The sequence below is a fragment of the Hymenobacter latericoloratus genome, assembly GCF_014199535.1.
Classification (GTDB): domain Bacteria; phylum Bacteroidota; class Bacteroidia; order Cytophagales; family Hymenobacteraceae; genus Hymenobacter; species Hymenobacter latericoloratus.
Window position 1 is genome coordinate 1 of record NZ_JACHNV010000013.1, and the last position, 15,792, is coordinate 15,792.

Here is a 15,792-nt window from a genome sequence, read left to right on the forward strand (position 1 = left end):
CCAATGCGATAAGTAATGAATACAGAGCCTTGGCCCTGTTTTGATTAGGACCTGATAACTGAATCTTATCAGGTCTTTACTGGTCAAAGTAGCGACGTTGTTTACTCATTGCAACCTATTTGGGGTGAGTTAATACAGAATCTCATTGACTGTTTGAGTTCGATTTTTAATAATTATTTATGACTATATAATATCTTAAAATACCATACCTACTCCGACTCGTTTGCAACGCCCAAGCTTTAGCTTTTTGCACCTTCATTGACACGGCGGTAGTTCTGTGGTGCATGGCTTATAGTGTGGCAAACTCATGGCTTTCACTACCTCCAGCGCCTGGATTCTCCGGCTGATTATCACTTTCTGCGGGCACACTTGCAGGCTCACATGCCGCTTACCGATGAGTGCTTTGCGAATTTCCAGCCTTACCAGCACTTTTTGCGCAAGTACCTCGGTATCGCGCAGCAAGTGCCGCAGCATTTTATTGCCTCTTACCTGGGTAGCACGCCCGAATGGCTGAGCCGTGTGGGGCGGCAGCTATAAGCATTGCCAAGCGGCTGAGCTTCGCCCTGGCAGCGCCGCCTGCTCGGCTGCCCTTACGCGTGGCCCTGGCTAATTGCCCGGTATTCAGTGGGCGTCATGTGCTCCAACCGTCGAAACATGCGGGTGAAGTAGGCCAGGTTGCTAAAGCCTGCCTTGAAGCAAATCTCGGTAATGCTGATGGCAGGGTTTTGCAGGCAGCGCTTGGCCAGCCGCATCCGGGCCTTGATGATGTAGTCGATGGGCGAGAGGCCGAACTCCTGCTTGAAGGCGCGGAAGAAATTGGCTTGGCTCATGCAGGCCTGCGTGCTCAGCTCCTCGACACTGATTTTCTGGGCCAGGTTCTCCTTGATGTACTGCAGGGTGTGGGCAAAGCGGTTGGAGGAGGCCAGCACGGCCGTGTTGTGCTCGGTCAGGTGCAGGCGCTGCAGCTGCATGAGGCGCAGCAGCAGCTCCTTCACCGCAAAGTCAGCCAGCATGTCCTTGTTCTGGGAACCATCGAAGCCAATGCGTACTAGCTTGATGATGAGGGCTGTAATCTCTTCGTTGTTATAAAAAGCGTGCTGGCTGAGGCTGAGGTGCCACGGCTCGCCGTCGGTGCGCGGGTAAAACGCGTTGAGGTAATTGACCGTGTCGATGACTTGCAGCCGGTCGATGGCCAGGGCTACGCACTGAGTTGGCGTTTCGTCAGAGGCCTCGGGGAAGTCAATCAGCATTTTTAGGTTTGGGGGCACGACCATGGTATGGCCGGGCAGGTAGGCAAAGGCCTGCTGGTCGCGCAGGTGCATTACTTTTTTGCCGCGCAGCATGTTGGTCAGCACCAGGTCGCTGTACGACTGCGCTACCTGGTCACCGGGGGCCAGCGTTTCGAGGATGCTCAGCTCGTACTTCTCCAGCGTCTGCACCCGGCGGTGGTCGATGAGCGTGGTGAACTCGTGGGGGGCAGTGAGCGGGATGGAAGGCAGCAAGGGACCAGGGGCGAAAAGCAGGTGGAAAAGAAGGCGGATGGCAGCGACCAATGCGAAGCTTACGCAACGGCGGGCGCCCTAATAACCTGTCGGCAGGCCAAAAATGTTCTTGGCGAGGAGACTGCCACCGATTGCGCGCCTTGTGCAAGCCCCTGCTTTTTGGGCCGGCCGGGGGCGGCCATTGGCAAACGCCTCCCCCATCCGCGCCAGCCAAAAAACGTCCTTTGCCTTACCAAAACAGCCGGACCACCCCTAGAGACAGTCCGGCTGAGAGCTGAGCAGGTGAGCTACCTAGGCAGCGGCCGTTTCGGTTTTGACTTTTGGTTTGGTGCTCGGAATCAGGTTGTGGGGGTTAATCACAAACTTGCGCGCCACGCCTTTATCAAATTCCGCGTAGCCTTTCGGCGCGTCGTCAAGGCTGATAATTTCCACATTCACGGCCTTGGCAATCTGGATTTTATCGTAGAGAATGGCCTGCATGAGCTGGCGGTTATAGCTCATCACGGGCGTTTGGCCAGTGTGGAAGGAGTGGCTCTTGGCCCAGCCTAGGCCGAAGCGAATGCTCAGGTTACCGGTTTTGGCAGCGGCTTCCTTGGCGCCGGGGTCGTCAGTGACGTACAGGCCGGGGATGCCGATGGCACCGCCCGCGCGGGTGATTTCCATGAGCGAGTTGAGCACGGCAGCCGGCACCTCTACCTTGGCCTGCGCGCCGTGGCCGCTGGCCTCAAAGCCCACGCAGTCGATAGAGCAGTCGATTTCGGGCACGCCCAAAATCTGGGTGATTTGCTCGGCCAGACTGGCGTCTTCGTTCAGGTCTACCGTTTCGCAGCCAAACGAGCGGGCGTGCGCTAGGCGCGCTTTGTTCATGTCGCCTACTATCACCACTGCGGCCCCTAGCAGCTGCGCCGACGCGGCGGCAGCCAGGCCCACCGGGCCCGCGCCGGCCACGTACACCGTGCGGCCAGGGCCCACGCCCGCCTTTACGGCGCCGTGGAAGCCGGTGGGAAAAATGTCGCTTAGCATGGTCAGGTCGCGGATTTTTTCCATCGCCTGGTCCTTATTGGGAAACTTGAGCAGGTTGAAATCGGCGTAAGGCACCATGACGTATTCGGCCTGGCCGCCTACCCAGCCGCCCATGTCCACGTAGCCGTAGGCACCACCAGCGCGGCCCTCGTTCACGGTCAGGCAGATACCGGTTTGCTGCTCTTTGCAGGTGCGGCAACGGCCGCAAGCCACGTTGAAGGGTACCGATACGAGGTCGCCCACCTGGAGGAATTCCACGTCGGCCCCTACCTCAATGACTTCGCCCGTGATTTCGTGACCCAGCACCAGGCCGGCGGGGGCCGTGGTCCGCCCGCGCACCATGTGCTGGTCGGAGCCGCAGATGTTGGTGGATACGACCTTCAGAATCACGCCGTGGACTATCTTCTTGCCCTTGGGGTTTTTCAGCTCAGGAAAATCAATGCTTTGCACCTCGACTTTGCCGGGGCCCAGGTAAACAACGCCTCTGTTGCTAGCCATATTGAGTTGGGTGGTTTTAGAGAATAAAAGGAAAAAGCGGCGGGCCCAGCCAGCCAGGCCCGCCGCTTTTTCCTGAACATGGAGAACGCTGCCTTACTGGCCGGCCACGGCGTTTGAGCCCGCTTCGGCTACGGTATGGTCGTTCTCGACCGTGTCGCCCGAGACGCCAATGGCGCCGATGATTTTGCCGCTGCCGTCCTTGATGGGCAGGCCACCGGGGAAGGTGATGAGGCCGCCGTTCGAGACCTCAATATTGAAGAGCGGGCCGCCGGGCTGGCTGGCCTGGCCAAGGTCACCGGTGGGCATATCGAAGAAGCGGGCCGTCTTAGCCTTCTTAATCGAAATGTCGAGTGAGCCGAGCCAGGCGTCGTCCATGCGGGCAAACGCCACGAGGTTGGCGCCGGCATCGACGATGGCAATGTTCATCTTGACGCCTATTTCGAGCGATTTTTGGTAGGCTGCCTGCACGGCAGCCTGCGCCTGTTCGAGGGAAATACCCATGGGTGTGGAGGGGAATAAGGTGGGAATGTAGCAAGGCCAGCCGGGGTAGCAGGCTGCCGTATGAACCAGGCTCCCTACTGGACGGTTGCGCCAAATCATAAGATTGCTAGGATTATGCAGTACTTTGCGAGGATAGTGCTAGTCCCCTCCGCCTAGTCTGGGGCTGGTTGTTACCGGGCGCTGAGGCCGACGGGTGCGGCGGCAGCCGTGGCGTACCCTGGCCCGGCATTCGCAGGCACCTCGCCGAGTTGTTTAGGGGCGGCCTCCTCATTTCATTTGGCTGGCTATAAAGCGCTAGCCCCTGGGGCAACACCTTGTTTTCAGGCCTCACCGCCCGCACTTCTTCCCCTATGATAATGCACGGGGGTAGGCCGCCGAGGGACCTTTGTCATGTTCTCTCGCTAGTAGAGAATCCTGAGGATATGGTCTTTTTGTCCAGCCACTAGTTGCGTCCGTCCATGTTAATCCTTTCAGAGAGGCAGTACCTTTGTTATATCAATTCACCCAACCCCCACTTCCATGAAGAATGTAGGATTGCTGGTCCGGCTCGAAGCGAAGCCCGGTAAAGAGCAGGCAGTACTCGAGTTTTTGACGGGCGCTCTGCCCCTGGCTCAGCAAGAGCCGGCTACCATAACCTGGTATGCTATTCAGCTGGCGCCGGCCACCTTCGGTATCTTTGATACCTTTCCGGATGAAGCAGGCCGGCAGGCGCATCTTAACGGCCCTATTGCCGCTGCGTTGATGGCCCATGCGGCCGACTTGCTGGCCGTGCCGCCTGTCATTGAACAAGTAGCTATCTTGGCTGCCAAATAATTACCAGCCCCTAAAGCGACCTATGCCCAGGCATGGGTCGCTTTAGGGGCTGGCGGGCAGTTCGTCCAGTTGGCTAGCTAGTATTCTCCTCACGCGATGGCGATTGACTGTCTCCTGCTAACTCATCCGCACACGGGTGAACTAGCGTTTCGAAGCTACTCCTTTAGCGACGACACCCCGTTTAATTACTTACAACGCAATAATTATTACTCCCTCATTCTGCTTACGCAGGGCAGCGGCGAGCTACGCGCCAACTTTGCCACCTACCTGTTTGCTGGCAGTACGCTGTGTTGTTTTGGCCCGTACCAACCTTACACTATCCAAGCCAGCACCGCTGTAGCGGGCCTGGTCCTGGATTTTCATGCCGACTTTTTCTGCATCTACCGGCATCAGCAGGAGGTAGCTAGCAATGGCATCTTGTTCAACACCATTTTTGAGCCGCCCTTCTTCCCGGTTACACCAGAGGCGGTGCGTGAATTTGCCGCCCTGGCAGCTGTGATGCAAGAGGAAGTACGGCGTCAAGAGGTAGCCCAACAAGAGTCCATCGTATTATATCTGAAGCTCTTTTTGCTGAAAGCTATCCGTATTCGTACTGCACAGCCCGCGTTAGGCACCGAGCAGAACCCGTCTGGCCGGGAGCCCTGGCTCCTGCAGCAACTTCAAGATGCCATTAATACGCACTACCGCCACCTGCACACGGCCGGGGCGTATGCCGACCTGTTACGAGTTCCCGCCCGAAGCCTAACGCGCCTAGTCAAGTCCCATTATCAGAAGACGCTCAGCCAACTCATCACGGAGCGAATCATTATGGAGGCCAAGCGCGAACTGTACCTAACCAGTCAATCCGTCAAGGCTATCGCCTTCGCGCTGGGCTTCGGGGATGAATACTATTTCAGCCGCTTCTTCAAGAAAAATACGGCCGTATCGCCGCAGTTTTTTCGTGAATCAGTTGGGTTCGCAAAAGCAGAAGAAAGCTAGCGCTGTTGAGCTGCTAGCGTTTGGCTGGAGAAATCGTTTTTCTCAACCAGACCGCAGGCTTTCTTCTATAGGCTGCTGGCTCCCAAAGAGACCCCATACGGCGCATAGTATATAAAAAAATTATAATTATATAGGTAATTTAGGTGGTGTTAAACAAATAGGGTAAAACCTCCGAGTCGTCCGGTTAGGGGGCGGCATTTCGGCTCGGTTACCGCTGCAGTTTGGCCAGGTAGTTTTTCAGGGAGAGGTACTTGCCGTACTTCAGGTGCACGGCCACGATGGTGGTGAGCGGTACGCCCAGCGCGTGCAGGTGCAGAATCCGCTCGCGGTCGGCGTCGTACATGGAGGGCTGCACCACACCCTTGGGCTTGCCCAGCACGATGCCCTGCTCGCGCCGCGCCCGCAAGCCTTCCTTCGTGCGCTCGGACACGAAGTCCCGCTCCAGCTCGGCCAGCATGGCGAAAATGGTGAGCAGGATTTTGTGGGTCATGTCGCGGTGATTCTGCGGGTCCAGGTCCAGGCCCTGCTTGACCAGGATCAGCCGGCACCGCTTCTGGTGAATCAACTCTTCAATCAGGCCCAGCACTTCGCGCAGCGAGCGGCCCAGCCGGGAGAGTTCGGAGACGATGACCGTGTCACCGGCAGCAACCTTGGCCTGCAGCTCGGGCAGGCGGCGCTGCCCGGCGGTGCGGCGGGAAGACATTTCTACTTCAATCCACTCGTCGAGGGTCCAGCGGTGCTCGACCAGATAGCGGGCGATGAGGCTCTTCTGGCTCTCGGCCGATTGGGCGCTCGTGGAGACGCGGACGTAGCCAACTAGCATGGGCAAAACGGGCCGGTTAGCGATAAGGTAAATGCGCTTCGTAAAGGTACCGGTTTTCGATACCTTTACATGGACGTTAACGCTATCATTGGTGGGTAGAAATAACGGTCGTTTACACCATCGCCTTTTGGGTAGCTTATGGCTACGCACCTGCGGATTCACCTGGGAAAGGAGCGGGACCTCTACGAGCAGCCCCCGCTGGTACCGGCGGCCGAGCAGGCGCGGGTCTTTGCCGTCCCCGCGTGGGCCGAGCCGCACCTGGCCCGGATGCTGGCCCCGGTCAACCGGGTCGGGTTCGTGCTGCAACTGGGCTACTCCCAGATTAGCCAGCGCTTCTACGTGGCCACCCGCTACCACGCGGCCGATGTGGCGTACGTGGCCCAGCAGCTGGGGCTGGAACCCGACGGCTTTGACCCGCTTCGCTACGCCGATGCCCGGTACTACGCCCACCAGCAGCTCGTGTGCGAGCAGTTGGGTATTGCGCGTTTCGAGGCGGCCGCCACGGAGCGTTTGTACCAGGAGGCCGTGCGCCTGAGCAGCCAGCACCTCAAGCCGTCGACGGTCTTCGACTACCTGGTGCTGTTTCTGCACGAGCACCGGCTGGAGCTGCCCACCTACAACACGCTGGCCGACCTCATCACGCGGGCCCTGCTCGCGTTTGAGAAACGGCTGCTCCACCGCGTGCAGCAGCACCTGCAGCCCGGCGAGCAGCGCTTGCTGGACCGGCTGCTGGCCGCCGACGACGCCGACGCGGAGGACCCGCGTGAGACGGCGGCCGACCGGCGCTACCCGCTTACCTTCCTCAAACGCATCCGCCAGGGGCTGCGCGCAGGCGAAATCCGCGAACGGGTCACGCATTTTGCCGCCCTGCGCCAGCTCTTCGCGCAGCTGCAGCCGCTCTGGCAGCGGCTGCACCTGTCGGACCAGGCCATCACCTACTACGCCGAGTACGTGCTGCGGGCCCAGGCCGCGCAGCTCTACCGCCGCGACGAGCGGCGCTACCTCTACCTGCTCAGCTTCATGGTGCACCAGTACTACGAACTGGGCGATGCGCTGGTCGACACGCTGCTGCAGACCGTAACCAGTGTGGTGAACCAATGCCGCGAGCAGGTCAAGGAAACGCTCTACCACCAGCGCACGGCCACCCAGCAGCTGACCAGCCAGGTCACCGGCCGCGGCTACCGGCACCTGCAAGCCCTGACCCAGATTCGCGCCCTGGTCGACGTGCCCGACGTGCCGGCCGAGCAAAAGCTCCAGCGCATCGACGCGCTGCTGCAGCGCCACCAGGTTACGGCCACGCAGCTCCGCGAAGACCACCAGCAGCTGGAGCAGTTGCGCGCGGCCACCGAGCAGCAGGCCGGCGAGGCCCTGTTCTACGAAGCGCTGGCCGCCGCCTCGCTGCGCCTGCAGACCAAGCTCGGGACGCTGGTGCGGGAGCTGGTCGTGAACGAAGCCACCACCCACGCTGAGCTCGGGCGGGCCGTGCGCCACTACCAGCAGCACGACGGGGCACTAGGCGCCCACGTGCCGATGGCCTTTCTTTCCCTGGCCCAGCGCGCCCACGTGCTCGACGACCAGGGCCGGTTGCGTACGTCCCTCTACAAAGCCCTATTGCTGGTGGAGATGGCCGCCGCTGTCAAGTCCGGCCAGCTCAACTTCACCTGCTGCTACCAGTACCGCGCCTTCGAGCACTACCTGCTGCCGGCCGCGCAGTGGGCCAGGCAGCGCGAGGCGCTGCTGGAACAGGCCGGCCTGGGGGCCTGGCGCGACTTTGCCACAGTCCAGGCGACGATGCAGGAGCAACTGCGGGCGCAGTTCGCCGCCACGAATGCCCACTTGACCGAGGCAGCCAACCCGCACGCGCACCGCACCCCGGCCGGGCGTTACCGCCTGACCACGCCCCGGCTGCCGGCCGAGCAGCCGCGCCTGCCGGCGCACTTGTTTCCCCGCCACCGGGTGGTGCCCCTGCGCGAAGTGCTCACCAGCGTGGCACGGCTCACGGGCTTCGACACAGCCTTCAGCTCGCTGCCCAGCAAACACGCCCGCACCCCGCCGCCGCTGTCGCAACTGCTGGCCGCGCTGGTAGGGCTCGGCTGTAACCTGGGATTACGCCGCCTGGCCCAGGTTGCCCCGCAGGTGGACGAAGCCGCCTTGCAACGGCTGGCCAGCACCCACTTCACGCTCGACAACCTGCGCCAGGCCAACGAACTGATTCTGGACTTCACCCGACAGCTGCGCCTGCGCGAGGCGTTCCGCTTCTCGCCCGACGTGCTCCGCAGCAGCAGCGACGGGCAGAAGTACGACCTGGCCGTGGATTCGCTGGCCGGCAGCGCCTCGTTCAAGTACTTCGGCAACCGGCGCGGCCTGACGGCCTACTCCTACGTGGACGAGACGTTGCTGGTCTTCGACTCGACCGTGTTCAGCGCCGCCGACCGCGAGGCCACGCATTTGCTGGAGGGACTGCTGCGCCACGCCCAGCGCCCCACCGACGTGCACAGCACCGACACGCACGGCTACACCGAAGTCATCTTCGCCGTGACCCGCCTGCTGGGCATTGCCTACGAGCCGCGCATTCGCCAGCTCACCAACCAGCAGCTCTACAGCTGGGAACCCGTGTCCACCCACCGCCAGCTCGGCCAGACGCTGCTGCCCGACGCGCGCCTGGACCCCGAGCGCATCGCCCGGCACTGGGATGAGGTGCTACGCCTGGTCGTCACCCTGAAGCTGCGCCACAGCGAGGCCTCGCGCCTCTTCGGCCGGCTCAACTCCTACGCCCGCCAGCACCCGCTCTACCGGGCCCTGAAAGAGCTGGGCCGGCTGGTCAAAACCGAGTTCCTGCTGCGCTACGTCGACCAGGTGGAGCTTCGCCAGCGCATCCAGAAACAGCTCAACAAGGGCGAAAGCGCTCATCGACTCGCCCACGCCGTCTGGCACGGGCGCAACCAAGAGTTTCACGCCGCCACCCGCTCCGAGCAGTTGGTGGCCGACACCTGCAAGCGCCTGCTGATGAACGCCATCATCTGCTGGAACTACCTGCACCTCTCCCAGCACCTGGCCGGGCTACCGCCCGACCAGCAGGCCGCCGCACTGGCCACGCTCTCGCCCTCGGCGGTGCTCTCCTACCGCCACCTGAACCTGCACGGCGAGTACGACTTCTCCGACCAGCCCCTGCCGGCCGACGCCCCGTTCGACATAGACTTGATCAGCACCTGGCAGCCACCGAGCAAACCGGCGTAGCGCCGAGTCGGAGGTTTTCCCCTATTTGTTTAACAACACCCTACTTTGCGCCCATGTCCGATTTTCGTCTGCGCGTATTTGCCGCCGTGGCCCGGCACCTGAGCTTCACGAAGGCCGGTCAGGAGCTGTTTGTGAGCCAGCCGGCCGTCACCAAGCACATCCGCGAGCTGGAAGCCCAGTACGGCCAGCGCCTGCTGGAGCGGCGCGGCAACCGCGTGAGCCTCACCGAGGCCGGCCGCCTGCTCCACGCCCATGCCGAGGCCGCCGCCGCCGCCCAGCAGCAGCTCGAAGACCAGCTCCTGGCCCTGCGCGACCCCGAAGAGGCCGCCGGCCGCCTGCGCCTGGGGGCCAGCACCACCCTGGCCCAGTACGTGCTGCCGGGGCTGCTGCCCGCCTTCCAGGCCCGCTACCCGCAGGTGCAGCTCTCGTTCCTGAACGCCAATTCCGAGCGCATTGCCGACGCCCTGCTGCGCGGCGAGCTGGACCTGGGCTTTGTCGAAGGCCGCACCAAAAGCCACGACCTGCACTACGAGCTGTTGCTGCCCGACGAGCTGGTGGCGGTGCGCCGCGCCACGCCCGGCGGCCCGCCCGCCGCACCACTGTCCCTGGCCGAAGCCCTGGCGCACCCGCTGGTGTTGCGCGAGCGGGGCTCGGGCACGCTGGAAATCCTCGAATTTGCCCTGCGGGCCCAGCACATCAAGCTGAGCAGCCTTCCCGTAGCCCTTTACCTGGACAATACGGAAGCCATCAAGCGCTACCTCGAAGCGGCACCGGCGGCCCTGGGCTTCGTCTCGCGCCGGGCCCTGGACCGCGAGGTGGCAGCCGGGCTGCTCGAAATCGTGCCCATCGAAGGGCTGCACCTGGCCCGGCAGTTCGAGGCGCTCTGGGTGCAGGGACAGGTGCTGGCCCGGCCGGCCCAGCGGTTTCTGAGCTTCGTGCAGGGGCAATTCAAGGGAGCTAAATAAAGGTTGGTGATGCCGGATAACCATTCGGTATCCGCTGGTAATACCACTTTAGCAGCCGCTCACGTACCATTGCAGCGTAGCGCGGACCGGGTGGTTCGCATCTCTTCATCCTACTTGCTTACCCTCATGGAAAACACCCCGCAGCCCACCCCCACCAATGAGCAGCCCGCCGACGAGCAGGCCGCCCACGACGGCACCCCGCACTACGGCGACTTTGGCCACCCGGCCGACCCCCACGCGCCCCGCCACTACCAGGCCCCGACCAACGACGGCTCGAACGATAACCCCGACGAGTTCAGCGAGTTTCGGGGCCAGCACGCCGCTGCTACCGAGCACTACTGCATGCCCGAAGCCATTGCCGACCCCAGCCAGCAGCGCGGGCACGTGGAGCAGAACCAAGCGACGGAGGCGGTGCAGGCGGCCGAAGACGGCACGCCCGGCGAGCAGAAAGCCGCCTATGCGCTTGATGACCCGCGCATGGCCGGCGGCGACGTCTATGATTTGAACGACGAGCAAACCGGCTTGTAAGCCCAATACCGCCCGCTACTGATGGCCACCGGCCGGCTCGTGCGCTACGGGCCGGCCGTTGGCGTTTTAGCCGGTGGGATGGCTATGCTGGCTCCTAAAGTCAGTACGCGGCCGATGGGCTGCTGAGGGCACAAATAACTTTTGGTTATGCGGGATAACACTATTGGATAATCCTTTGCGTAGGGGTCGCCGTATATTTGCCTCAGAAACAACCCCCTCCCGCTCATGGCACTCCCGGTTCATCCCGCTACTCCGCAAGCCCCCGATTCGCCGCTTGCTCCCGCTCCGGCGCAGGAGCCGGCCGCTCCCGAATTCAACGAAACCACGGGCGTCTTCCGCCACCTGCACACGCCCCGCGTGCTGTTCGGGCAGGACTTTACGCTGAAGCAGGTGGTGTTCGTGCTGTTCTTCGTGTTCTGCCTTACGCCCTGGGCCTCGCCACCCATTGCCCTGGCCCTGGGCTTGGTGCTGGCCCAGACCATCGGCAACCCCTTCACGACCCAAACCAAAAAGGCCACGGCCAAGCTGCTGCAGTTCTCGGTTATCGGGCTGGGCTTTGGGATGAACGCCCACGCGGCGGTGCAGGCCGGCAAGGAGGGCATCATTTTCACGGTCGTCTCCATCTTCGGCACGCTGCTGCTGGGCCTGGTGGTGGGCCGCTGGCTGGGGCTGGGCAAGCACGTGGTGCACCTGATTTCGTGCGGCACCGCCATTTGCGGGGGCTCGGCCATCGCGGCCATCGGGCCGGTGCTGCGGGCCAAGGACGAAGAAATGTCGGTGGCCCTAGGCACGGTGTTCGTGCTCAATGCCGTGGCCCTGTTTGCCTTCCCGCCCATCGGCCACGCGCTGGCCATGACGCAGAACCAATTCGGGCTCTGGTGCGCCATTGCCATCCACGACACCAGCTCGGTGGTGGGCGCGGCGGCGGCCTACGGCAACCAGGCCCTGGAAGTGGCCACCACCGTGAAGCTGGCCCGGGCCCTGTGGATTATCCCGGTGGCCATCGGCACGGCCATGATTTTCAAGCAGAAAGGCGTCAAAATCACCATTCCCTACTTCATCTTCGGCTTCATCGCCGCCATGCTCGTCAATACCTTCGTGCCCGCCGCCAAGCCGCTGGGGCCGGTGATGGTGAACCTGGCCAAAATCGGCCTCACGGTGACGCTGTTCTTTATCGGCGCGGGCCTGTCGGCCAAGGTGGTGCGCTCGGTGGGCATTAAGCCCTACGTGCTGGGCATCCTGCTCTGGGTGGTGATTTCGACCGGCTCGCTCTACGTGATTCTACACACGGTATAGCTGCCTAACCGGGGCAGAGCGGCCGAATGGTAGCGCCTGCTTTGTCCGATTTAACTCATTGACTGTCTGCATTCCGTAAAACAATATGTTTTGCGCGCTGGCTGGCCTTTGCCGCCTGTTTCACCTCTCTCCCTGGCCTCATGGAAACCACTCCCGACCCCTCGCCTCGCCTGCAGCCGGAAGACAAGCAGGCCTTCATCAAAATCGCCGGCCTGCTGACCTGGGTGATTGCCCTGATGGTGCTGGTGGTAGCCGTGACGGCCTACGTCGTCATCTTCAACCCCAAAACACCCGACCTGCTGGCTGATGCCCCAGCCACGACGACGGCCGCCGCCGCGGGCGAACCGGCCGTCGCCAGCGGGGCCGAAGCGGGCAAAACCGATTTCTTCCTGCCCGCCCGCTTTCTGCTGGATAGCGTGAAGCCCGACCCGGAGGGCCAGCTCATCCGCTACGGCTACGAGCTGATTGCCCACACCGCCCACTACCTCGGCCCGCAGGTGGCCAACCCGGCCCTGCGGCTGGCCGGCAGCAACCTGGCCTGTCAGAACTGCCACCTGCAGGCCGGCCAGAAGGCGTTTTCGGCCCCCTACGTGGGCATCTGGGGCATTTACCCCACCTACAAAGGGCGCGAGGATGCCATCAGCACCCTGGAGGACCGCATCAACGGCTGCATGACGCGCAGCCTCAACGGCCGGCCCCTGCCGCTGGATGGGAAGGAAATGAAGGCCATGGTGACGTACATGAAATGGCTGGGCCGCCAGGTGCCGGTGGGGGAGAAGGTGAAGGGCCAGGGCTTTGTGAAAATGACCATGCCCAACCGCGAGGCGAATTTGGGGCAGGGCAAAATCGTCTTCGCCCAGCAGTGCGCCAGCTGCCACGGGGCCAATGGCCAGGACCACCTGAATGGGACGCTGGCCGCCGATGGCTACCAGTACCCGCCGCTGTGGGGGCCAGACAGCTACAACGACGGGGCCGGCATGCACCGCCTGCAAACGGCGGCCCGCTTTATCAAGGCCAACATGCCCTTCGGGGCCACGGCCGAGCACACCATCCTCACCGATGATGCCGCCTACGACGTGGCGGCCTACATCAACTCGCTGCCCCGGCCGCGCATGGCCCACCTGGAAAAGGATTACCCCAACCTGAAAAAGAAGCCCGCCGACTGCCCCTACCCGCCCTACACCGACCAGTTCACGCAGCACCAACACCAGTTTGGTCCCTACGCGGCGATGGAAGTGGGCAGGAAGGGCGGCGAGTAGCCTTGCTCAAGTCCATCATCGCCTCTCGTTTTCACGCAACCCGCACCCCGTTCGGCCGGTGCTCTTACCCCAATTCCCATGAAACACCTGCTGCTGACCGCCGCGCTGCTCGCCGGCCTCACCCTTTCGGCCCGAGCCCAGACAACCGCCACCACGAATGCCACCGCCATGAATGACCGCGAAGCCTTTCAGAAAGGCACCTTCCAGGGGGCTACGGCCGACCAGGCCCAGTACCACGTCATCTACCAGCTCGACAGCGACGACCCCAAGCTCATCCAGCAGACGCTGCGCAACATCGGCAACGCGCTGGAGGATACGCGGCTGAAAGGCAAGCTCACCGTGGAGCTGATTGCCTTCGGCGGGGGCACCGCGCTCTACCGCAAGGACCAGCCCTACGAAGCCCAGCTCACGGCCCTCAAGCAGAAAGGCGTGATTCTGGCCCAGTGCCTAAACACGCTGAAGGAAAGGAAAATCAGCAAGGACGAGCTGCTGCCCCTGATTTCCTACGTGCCCAGCGGCAACGGTGAGCTGATTATCCGCCAGGCCCAGGGCTGGTCGCTGGTGCACCCGTAAGCGCCGGGCTCCCCGCGGCTTTCGTGCTTTTCTCCGCTTTCCTTACCCCAACCCCATGAAACTCCTTCCGCACCTGCTGCTGGCGCTGGCACTGGCCGCCCCGGCTGCCCTTTCCGCCCAGACCATGCCCACCCAAAAGCCCACGCCGCCCGAGCCGGCCCACCGCTTCGACCCGCCCTGGAATGCGCCGTTTCAGGCCGGGGTGCCCTTCACGGTGCCGGGCATCGACAATGCGCCCGACCTCTACGGCGACGTGGTGGACCCGCAGCTGGTGGTGTTTTTCGGGGGCAACCAGTTCATGGTGCTCGATGACCTGCTGAAGGAATTTCGCAAGGCCCACCCCGAGTACGTGCGGATTTTCGTGGAGACGCTGCCGCCCGGCATCCTGGCCCAGCAGATTGCGCAGGGTAGCCTGGTGCTGGGCAATATGCGCATCGAGCTGAAGCCCGACGTGTACGCGGCCGGCAAAAACCGCATGGACATGACGCCGGAGTGGTTTGCCCGCACCACCAGCTACGCCCAGAACCGGCTGGCCATCCTGGTGCGCCAGGGCAACCCCAAGAAGGTGACCAGCCTGCGCGACCTGGGCCGGCCCGAGGTGCGGGTGAGCATGCCCAACCCCGAATGGGAAGGCATCGGCAAGCGCATCGAGGAATCGTACGAGAAGGCCGGCGGCGCGGCCCTGAAAACGGCCGTGATGACCACCAAAGTGAAAGCCGGCAGCACCTACCTGACCCAGATTCACCACCGCCAGTCGCCCCTGCGGGTGCTGTATGACCAGTCCGACGCGGCCCCGGTGTGGTACACGGAGGCCTTTTATCAGAAAATGCTGGGCCACCCGGTGGAAACCGTGGCCATCCCGGCCAAGGAAAACATCCTGGCCAACTACGTGGCCGGGGTGATGAAAGCCGCGCCCCACGCCAAGGCAGCCGAGGACTTCGTGGCCTTCCTGAACAGCCCCGCCGGGCAGGCCGTGTACCAGAAATACGGCTTTTTGCCGCCCGTTAAGTAACGCCTTGCTACCCATGAAAACGTCCCTGCTCACCCTGCTCCGCCGCTTCGCGCTATTGCTCATGTCTCCTGCTCTGCTCGCGGCCGCGCCGGCCGCCGCCCAAACCCTGCACGTGTACGGCCCCGGCGGCCCGGCCACGGCCATGAAGGAGTGCGCTGCCGCCTTCACCAAGCAAACCGGCCTGGCGGTAGAGGTCACGGCCGGCCCCGAGCCCAAGTGGTTCGAACAGGCCCAGCAGGATGCCGACGTGGTGTACGGCGGGGCCGAGTACATGCTCACCCAAACGGCGCTGGCTCACCCCGGCTTCCTCGACGAAGCCAGCCGCACCAGCCTCTACGCCCGCGAGTCGGCGGTGCTGGTGCGCGCCGGCAACCCGCTGCACATCAAGCGGCTCGAAGACCTGGCCCGGCCCGGCGTGCGCCTGCTCGACGTGAACGGGGCCGGCCAGATGGGCATGACCGAGGACATGGCCCGCAGCAGCGCCCTCATCGCCAACCTGCAGCACAACACCAAAACGTCGGTGAAAACCAGCGCCGAGGCCGTGGACCTCTGGCAGCAAAAGCCCCAGGACTACGACGCCTGGATTACCTACGCCTCCTGGCAGCCGCGCCTGCCTGGCTCGGCCCTGGTGCGCCTGCCACGCGGCCAGCGCGTGTACCGGGGCACGCCCATCGCCCTGACCCAGCGCACCACCCAGGCGGCCACGGCCCGGCAGTTCGTGGCCTTTCTGCAGTCGACCGAGGGGCACGGCATTTTCCGCCGCCACGGCTGGGAATAGGGCTGC

At 63.0% G+C, this 15,792-nt stretch carries 15 protein-coding genes; 11 read left to right on the plus strand and 4 right to left on the minus strand.

The features are described 5' to 3' along the window. The first annotated feature begins 294 nt into the window (after window positions 1-294). Window positions 295-537, plus strand: coding sequence for a hypothetical protein (locus tag GGU46_RS21940; RefSeq protein ID WP_089334452.1), 243 nt, complete (start codon window positions 295-297; stop codon window positions 535-537). 53 nt (window positions 538-590) lie between these two features. On the opposite strand, the gene GGU46_RS21085 is transcribed toward GGU46_RS21940, so the two are convergent. From GGU46_RS21085 to GGU46_RS21095, 3 genes are all read right to left on the minus strand, one after another. Next, complete coding sequence (locus GGU46_RS21085) at window positions 591-1,502, minus strand: AraC family transcriptional regulator (protein WP_167855343.1); 912 nt, start codon at window positions 1,500-1,502, stop codon at window positions 591-593. A gap of 291 nt (window positions 1,503-1,793) precedes the next feature. Continuing rightward, window positions 1,794-3,023, minus strand: a complete 1,230-nt coding sequence (fdhA, locus tag GGU46_RS21090; RefSeq protein WP_089334450.1) for a formaldehyde dehydrogenase, glutathione-independent — start codon at window positions 3,021-3,023, stop codon at window positions 1,794-1,796. Between the two features lie 93 nt (window positions 3,024-3,116). Further along, window positions 3,117-3,524: a GlcG/HbpS family heme-binding protein gene (locus tag GGU46_RS21095; RefSeq protein WP_089334453.1), complete on the minus strand. Its 408-nt coding sequence runs from the start codon at window positions 3,522-3,524 to the stop codon at window positions 3,117-3,119. 519 nt (window positions 3,525-4,043) lie between these two features. On the opposite strand from GGU46_RS21095, the gene GGU46_RS21100 reads away from it, so the two are divergent. Beyond that, the gene (locus GGU46_RS21100; RefSeq protein WP_183405511.1) at window positions 4,044-4,337 is read left to right on the plus strand and encodes a putative quinol monooxygenase; all 294 of its coding nucleotides are present in this window, start codon (window positions 4,044-4,046) and stop codon (window positions 4,335-4,337) included. 96 nt (window positions 4,338-4,433) lie between these two features. After that, a complete protein-coding gene (locus GGU46_RS21105) occupies window positions 4,434-5,315 on the plus strand; it encodes a helix-turn-helix domain-containing protein (RefSeq protein WP_183405512.1) in 882 nt (293 codons plus the stop codon). 208 nt (window positions 5,316-5,523) lie between these two features. Here the strand turns inward: GGU46_RS21105 and GGU46_RS21110 are convergent, their stop codons facing one another. Continuing rightward, entirely contained in the window at window positions 5,524-6,138 is a 615-nt protein-coding gene (locus GGU46_RS21110; RefSeq protein WP_183405533.1) for a recombinase family protein, read from the minus strand. A gap of 138 nt (window positions 6,139-6,276) precedes the next feature. On the opposite strand from GGU46_RS21110, the gene GGU46_RS21115 reads away from it, so the two are divergent. From GGU46_RS21115 to GGU46_RS21150, 8 genes are all read left to right on the plus strand, one after another. After that, window positions 6,277-9,375 carry a Tn3 family transposase gene (locus GGU46_RS21115; protein WP_183405513.1) on the plus strand — a complete coding sequence of 1,033 codons (3,099 nt, stop codon included), beginning with the start codon at window positions 6,277-6,279 and terminating at the stop codon, window positions 9,373-9,375. 53 nt (window positions 9,376-9,428) lie between these two features. Further along, a complete protein-coding gene (locus tag GGU46_RS21120; protein WP_125433173.1) occupies window positions 9,429-10,340 on the plus strand; it encodes a LysR substrate-binding domain-containing protein in 912 nt (303 codons plus the stop codon). A gap of 126 nt (window positions 10,341-10,466) precedes the next feature. Continuing rightward, window positions 10,467-10,868 (plus strand): hypothetical protein, encoded by a 402-nt coding sequence (locus GGU46_RS21125; protein ID WP_125433172.1) that lies wholly within the window; start codon window positions 10,467-10,469, stop codon window positions 10,866-10,868. Window positions 10,869-11,093: 225 nt separating this feature from the next. Beyond that, window positions 11,094-12,164 (plus strand): YeiH family protein, encoded by a 1,071-nt coding sequence (locus GGU46_RS21130; RefSeq protein WP_215906430.1) that lies wholly within the window; start codon window positions 11,094-11,096, stop codon window positions 12,162-12,164. A 140-nt stretch (window positions 12,165-12,304) separates the two neighbouring features. Continuing rightward, entirely contained in the window at window positions 12,305-13,423 is a 1,119-nt protein-coding gene (locus GGU46_RS21135) for a c-type cytochrome (protein WP_183405514.1), read from the plus strand. A 78-nt stretch (window positions 13,424-13,501) separates the two neighbouring features. Beyond that, a complete protein-coding gene (locus GGU46_RS21140) occupies window positions 13,502-13,996 on the plus strand; it encodes a DsrE family protein (RefSeq protein ID WP_125433170.1) in 495 nt (164 codons plus the stop codon). A gap of 55 nt (window positions 13,997-14,051) precedes the next feature. Then, a complete protein-coding gene (locus GGU46_RS21145; protein ID WP_125433169.1) occupies window positions 14,052-15,008 on the plus strand; it encodes a molybdate ABC transporter substrate-binding protein in 957 nt (318 codons plus the stop codon). 13 nt (window positions 15,009-15,021) lie between these two features. Next, a complete protein-coding gene (locus tag GGU46_RS21150) occupies window positions 15,022-15,786 on the plus strand; it encodes a substrate-binding domain-containing protein (protein WP_125433168.1) in 765 nt (254 codons plus the stop codon). Window positions 15,787-15,792 lie beyond the last annotated feature (6 nt).

Excerpts from the sequence above, each read along its gene's own strand:
- GGU46_RS21105 (WP_183405512.1), top strand. The coding sequence starts at position 4,434 with ATGGCGATTGACTGTCTCCTGCTAACTCATCCGCACACGGGTGAACTA.
- GGU46_RS21095 (WP_089334453.1), bottom strand. The coding sequence starts at position 3,524 with ATGGGTATTTCCCTCGAACAGGCGCAGGCTGCCGTGCAGGCAGCCTAC.
- GGU46_RS21120 (WP_125433173.1), top strand. The coding sequence starts at position 9,429 with ATGTCCGATTTTCGTCTGCGCGTATTTGCCGCCGTGGCCCGGCACCTG.
- fdhA (WP_089334450.1), bottom strand. The coding sequence starts at position 3,023 with ATGGCTAGCAACAGAGGCGTTGTTTACCTGGGCCCCGGCAAAGTCGAG.
- GGU46_RS21110 (WP_183405533.1), bottom strand. The coding sequence starts at position 6,138 with ATGCTAGTTGGCTACGTCCGCGTCTCCACGAGCGCCCAATCGGCCGAG.
- GGU46_RS21150 (WP_125433168.1), top strand. The coding sequence starts at position 15,022 with ATGAAAACGTCCCTGCTCACCCTGCTCCGCCGCTTCGCGCTATTGCTC.
- GGU46_RS21125 (WP_125433172.1), top strand. The coding sequence starts at position 10,467 with ATGGAAAACACCCCGCAGCCCACCCCCACCAATGAGCAGCCCGCCGAC.
- GGU46_RS21130 (WP_215906430.1), top strand. The coding sequence starts at position 11,094 with ATGGCACTCCCGGTTCATCCCGCTACTCCGCAAGCCCCCGATTCGCCG.
- GGU46_RS21145 (WP_125433169.1), top strand. The coding sequence starts at position 14,052 with ATGAAACTCCTTCCGCACCTGCTGCTGGCGCTGGCACTGGCCGCCCCG.
- GGU46_RS21115 (WP_183405513.1), top strand. The coding sequence starts at position 6,277 with ATGGCTACGCACCTGCGGATTCACCTGGGAAAGGAGCGGGACCTCTAC.
- GGU46_RS21135 (WP_183405514.1), top strand. The coding sequence starts at position 12,305 with ATGGAAACCACTCCCGACCCCTCGCCTCGCCTGCAGCCGGAAGACAAG.
- GGU46_RS21100 (WP_183405511.1), top strand. The coding sequence starts at position 4,044 with ATGAAGAATGTAGGATTGCTGGTCCGGCTCGAAGCGAAGCCCGGTAAA.
- GGU46_RS21140 (WP_125433170.1), top strand. The coding sequence starts at position 13,502 with ATGAAACACCTGCTGCTGACCGCCGCGCTGCTCGCCGGCCTCACCCTT.